Annotated in this window: 4 protein-coding genes; 3 read left to right on the top strand and 1 reads right to left on the bottom strand. The window is 65.2% G+C overall.

Features of this window, described 5'->3' with window-relative positions:
* Positions 1-359: 359 nt before the first annotated feature.
* Positions 360-1,712 (top strand): oxygen-independent coproporphyrinogen III oxidase, encoded by a 1,353-nt coding sequence (gene hemN / locus MOV74_RS32610; RefSeq protein WP_246931102.1) that lies wholly within the window; start codon positions 360-362, stop codon positions 1,710-1,712.
* Between the two features lie 132 nt (positions 1,713-1,844).
* A complete protein-coding gene (locus tag MOV74_RS32605; protein WP_246931101.1) occupies positions 1,845-2,042 on the top strand; it encodes a DUF1858 domain-containing protein in 198 nt (65 codons plus the stop codon).
* A 111-nt stretch (positions 2,043-2,153) separates the two neighbouring features.
* Here the strand turns inward: MOV74_RS32605 and MOV74_RS32600 are convergent, their stop codons facing one another.
* Positions 2,154-2,864: a Crp/Fnr family transcriptional regulator gene (locus MOV74_RS32600; protein WP_246931100.1), complete on the bottom strand. Its 711-nt coding sequence runs from the start codon at positions 2,862-2,864 to the stop codon at positions 2,154-2,156.
* Positions 2,865-2,993: 129 nt separating this feature from the next.
* Here MOV74_RS32600 and MOV74_RS32595 point away from each other — a divergent pair.
* Positions 2,994-4,171: NnrS family protein (locus tag MOV74_RS32595; protein ID WP_246931099.1), on the top strand; the 1,178-nt coding region annotated here is incomplete at its 3' end.

Here is a 4,171-nt window from a genome sequence, read left to right as displayed (position 1 = left end):
CGACAGCACGGCGAAGACAGCGATCGCGGCGGCCAGAGCGCGCGCGGTGCCGGTCGGGGGCGGTGCGACCGGGGCCGGCCGGAAGTCGTCGAAACGCGGGATATGGCCGCGGATGTCGAGCAAGGAGAAAATCAGTTCGAGTGCGAGAATCCTCATGGGCAAACGCTCCGGATGCCGTGCGAATTGCCACAATCTTGGCCCGGAACCGGTCGTCGAGCTTTGCGCGAGCGCAATGTCCGGGGCACACCGGCCGACTTTGCGCGAGCGCAAGGTCGCTTCCGTGGATCCGGGGTACTGGAATGCATTCCGTGATTTGCCGTGACAACTGCACACGGCGGAAATTTACGAATGGGTAAGACATGAGAGCTGATCTTGCGGCGAGCTACGGCGAAGAACGATTGCCACGCTACACGAGCTATCCGACCGCACCGCATTTCTCGTCGGAAATCGGAGAAGGCGCCTACGCCCGGTGGCTGGCGGAGCTGCCGGCGGGCACCAGCGCGTCACTCTATCTCCACGTGCCGTTCTGCCGCGAGATGTGCTGGTATTGCGGCTGTCATACCCAGATCGTCCGCCGCGACGAACTCATCGCCGGCTATCAGCGGACGCTGCGCAACGAGATCGCCCTGGCCGCCGAAACCATCGGCCGCCGTATCAAGGTGGAGCACATCCATTTCGGCGGCGGCACGCCGACGATCATGGCGCCGGAGGCTTTCGCCGAGTTGATGGCGACGATGCGCCAAAAATTCTTCGTGCTGCCCTCGGCCGAGATCGCGGTCGAGATCGATCCCCGCACATTGACCGCCGACATGGTCGAGGCGATGCGGCTCTCCGGCGTCAACCGCGCGAGCCTTGGCGTGCAGAGCTTCGATCCCGTGGTGCAGCGGGCGATCAATCGCGTGCAGAGCTACGAGCAGACGGCTTCCGTGGTCGACATGCTCCGGCGTGCCGGCATCGAGGGGCTCAATTTCGACCTGATCTACGGGTTGCCGCACCAGACCGTCGCGTCGTGTCTGGATACGGTCCGGCGCAGCCTCGCGCTCGCGCCCGACCGCTTCTCCGTGTTCGGCTATGCGCACGTGCCGAGCTTCAAGAAGCATCAGCAGATGATCAACGAGGCCGTGCTGCCGGACGGTCTCGCGCGTCACGACCAGGCTTGCGCGATCGCCAACGCGCTGAAGGAGGCCGGTTACGTGCAGATCGGGCTCGATCATTTCGCGCGGCCCGGCGATTCCATGGCCGTGGCCTTCGAGGACCGGACATTGCGGCGCAACTTTCAGGGCTACACCACCGACAAGGGTGAAGTCCTGCTCGGTTTCGGCGCGAGCGCGATTGGGCATTTGCCGCAGGGTTACGTCCAGAACGAGGTGCAGATCGGCGCCTATGCGCAGAACATCGCCGCCGGCCGTCTCGCCACGGCGAAGGGCTATGGGCTCACCGCCGACGACCGGTTGCGGGCCGACATCATCGAACGGATCATGTGCGAGTTCAGCGCCGACCTCGGCGACATCTGCGCGCGCCATGGTGCAGAGGCCGGGGAGATGCTGAACTCGGCGGCGCGTCTGAAGCCGCTGATCTCCGACGGCGTCGTCAGGCTGGAGGGCAATCGCCTCGCAGTCGCAAAGGATTCGCGCTTCCTGGTTCGGAGCGTCGCCGCCGCGTTCGACGCGCACCTGAATCCGGCAAAGCAACTGCACAGCCGCGCTGTGTAACCCTCTCCGTCATTCCGGGTTCGCGACTTCGTCGCGCCCCGGCATGACGGCGGAGAGAAGCAGCACCAGCTTGCGCTTCCACAAAGAAACTTCGCTCCCCTCCGTTATCGTCCTATCGGAACGGAGTTGTCCATGTCTTTTGGATCCCACGATCTGGTCGATGACATCATGCGCACGGCGCCGCACACGATCCGCGTGTTTCTGGCCTTCAGGATGGCTTGTGTCGGTTGCCCGATCGCAACCTTCCACACGGTGGATGATGCCTGCCGCGAGCACGGCATCGACCGCGAAAAATTCCTCGCCGCGTTGTGCGATTGCGTGCCGGCGTGAAGCGGTCTGGAATTCGCGCGGGCGCGCGCGGATTCCCGGGTGAGGGAGGGCTTTCGCCGTAAGCGGAAGCGCCCCTCACCCCTATCCTGGGCGGAGACGTTTTGGTGCGGCTCACGCCGGTCCGCTGTCGGGGCTCCGCTCCGCCAACACGACGATGCCGTGCGGATCGCGCAGGATGATGCGCTGACGGCCGCTCTCGACGAGGCCTTGGCTTTCCCAACCGCTCAGGATGCGGCTGACGGTGTGCAGCGTGGTGCCGGTCATCTGCGCGATGTCCTGGCGGCTGATCGGGAAGTCGATCTCGATGCCGTGGTCGAGCTTCTTGCCGGACTGCTTGGCGAGGCGCAGCAGCGCATGCGCGACGCGCTGCTCGACCTGCTGGGTCGACATTTCCAGGATGCGGGTGTGGCTCTCCTGGAGGCGCGTGCCGACGGTCTGGAGCGTGTTGGCGGCAAGCGAGGGAAACCGCTCGATCAGCCGCGGCCAGGCCGAGGTCGGCCAGATCAGCACCACGCTGTCGTCGACCGCGATCGCCGTCGCCGGATATCGTGTGGCACCGATCGCCATGGCCAGCCCGAAGGTTTCGCCGGGCGCGACATAGCGTACCACGATCTGCTCGCCGGTCGGCGTGGTCTTGGCGGCGCGGACATGGCCGTGCAGCAGCAGGAAGAAGGATTGCGCGTCCGCGCCCTGCTCGAAGATGGCGCTGTTCTTGGGATAACGCGCCGAGCGGGCCTCACGCAGGATCTCGTCCAGAGCTTCCGGTGTAACCCCGGCAAACAGCGGCAAATGCGCAACCAGCGATGTGTCGACCTTGGCCATTTTGCCTCCTTGGCGCTGGGGAGTGTGATGGCACCTGCAATCGTCCGATAGTTTGCGATAGCGCAAAACGGGACGGCCGGTTGGCAGTATTTTTCAGGCAACGGTCTGAATTTCATTGGAGTTGACCCCATGGCTGGAGCCCGATCCCGCAACTTTCAGGGCTGGCCGCTGTTCGCGAACAGTTTTCGGCCCTTTTTCCTGCTCGCCGCGATCCAGGCGGGGCTGTCGATCCTGGCCTGGCTGCCGATGTTCTATGGCGAATTGTCGGTGAGTTCCGCATTCGCGCCGCGCGACTGGCACGTCCACGAGATGCTCTATGGCTTCCTGCCGGCGGTGATCACCGGGTTTCTGTTCACGGCGATTCCGAACTGGACCGGGCGGTTGCCGATCCAGGGCACCTCGCTGGGAGCGCTGTTGATGGTCTGGCTTGCCGGGCGTGTCGCGGTGACGTTGTCGGCCGATATCGGCTGGGCCTTTGCACTGGTCGTCGATGCCGCCTTCCTGACGCTGGTCGTCGCCGCCGCGGCGCGCGAGATCATCGCAGGCGGCAACTGGCGCAACCTGCCCGTCGTGGTGCTGGTGTCCGTTCTGCTCGCCGGCAATGTCGCTTTTCATCTCGAGGCGCATTACCAGGGCGCGGCCGATGTCAGCATCCGGGTCGGCATCGGTGTGGTCGTGCTTCTGATCGCGCTGATCGGCGGCCGCATCATTCCGAGCTTCACCCGCAACTGGCTGGTCAAGTTCAATTCTGGCCGTCTGCCGGTGCCGTTCGGGCGCTTCGATGGCGCCGTGATCGGATTGAGTGCGCTCGCGCTCATCTCGTGGGTCGTAGCACCGTTGAATGCCGTCACCGGTGTTTTGATGGCGCTGGTCGGCGGGCTGCATCTGGTGCGGCTTGCGCGCTGGGCCGGCGATCGCACCTTCCGTGAGCGGCTGCTGGTGATCCTGCATGTCGGCTACGTCTTCGTGCCGTTCGGCTTCATCCTGCACGCCCTGGCGGTTCTCGGAACGCTGCCACCAAGCGCCGGCATCCACGCCTGGATGACGGGTGCGGCGGGAACCATGACGCTCGCAGTGATGACCCGCGCGAGCCTCGGCCATACCGGCCAGGCGTTGACGGCTTCGCCGGCGATCCAGGGAATCTATGCTGCGATCGTCATCGCGGCTCTGGCCCGCGTTGCCGCCGTGGCGTTGCCCGCGCATAGCGATGTGTTGTTGCACGTCGCCGCCTGCGGCTGGCTCGTCGCGTTCCTCGGATTTGCCGTCGCGTTCGGCCCGCTGCTCGCCGGCAGCCGGCGGCGTGCCCT

Source organism: Bradyrhizobium sp. SHOUNA76 (assembly GCF_023006445.1).
Classification (GTDB): domain Bacteria; phylum Pseudomonadota; class Alphaproteobacteria; order Rhizobiales; family Xanthobacteraceae; genus Bradyrhizobium.
This window is presented reverse-complemented; position numbering and strand designations above follow the sequence as displayed.

What these genes read in the sequence shown, in the direction of transcription:
- MOV74_RS32600 (WP_246931100.1), bottom strand. Translation starts at nt 2,864, where the DNA reads ATGGCCAAGGTCGACACATCGCTGGTTGCGCATTTGCCGCTGTTTGCC.
- hemN (WP_246931102.1), top strand. Translation starts at nt 360, where the DNA reads ATGAGAGCTGATCTTGCGGCGAGCTACGGCGAAGAACGATTGCCACGC.
- MOV74_RS32605 (WP_246931101.1), top strand. Translation starts at nt 1,845, where the DNA reads ATGTCTTTTGGATCCCACGATCTGGTCGATGACATCATGCGCACGGCG.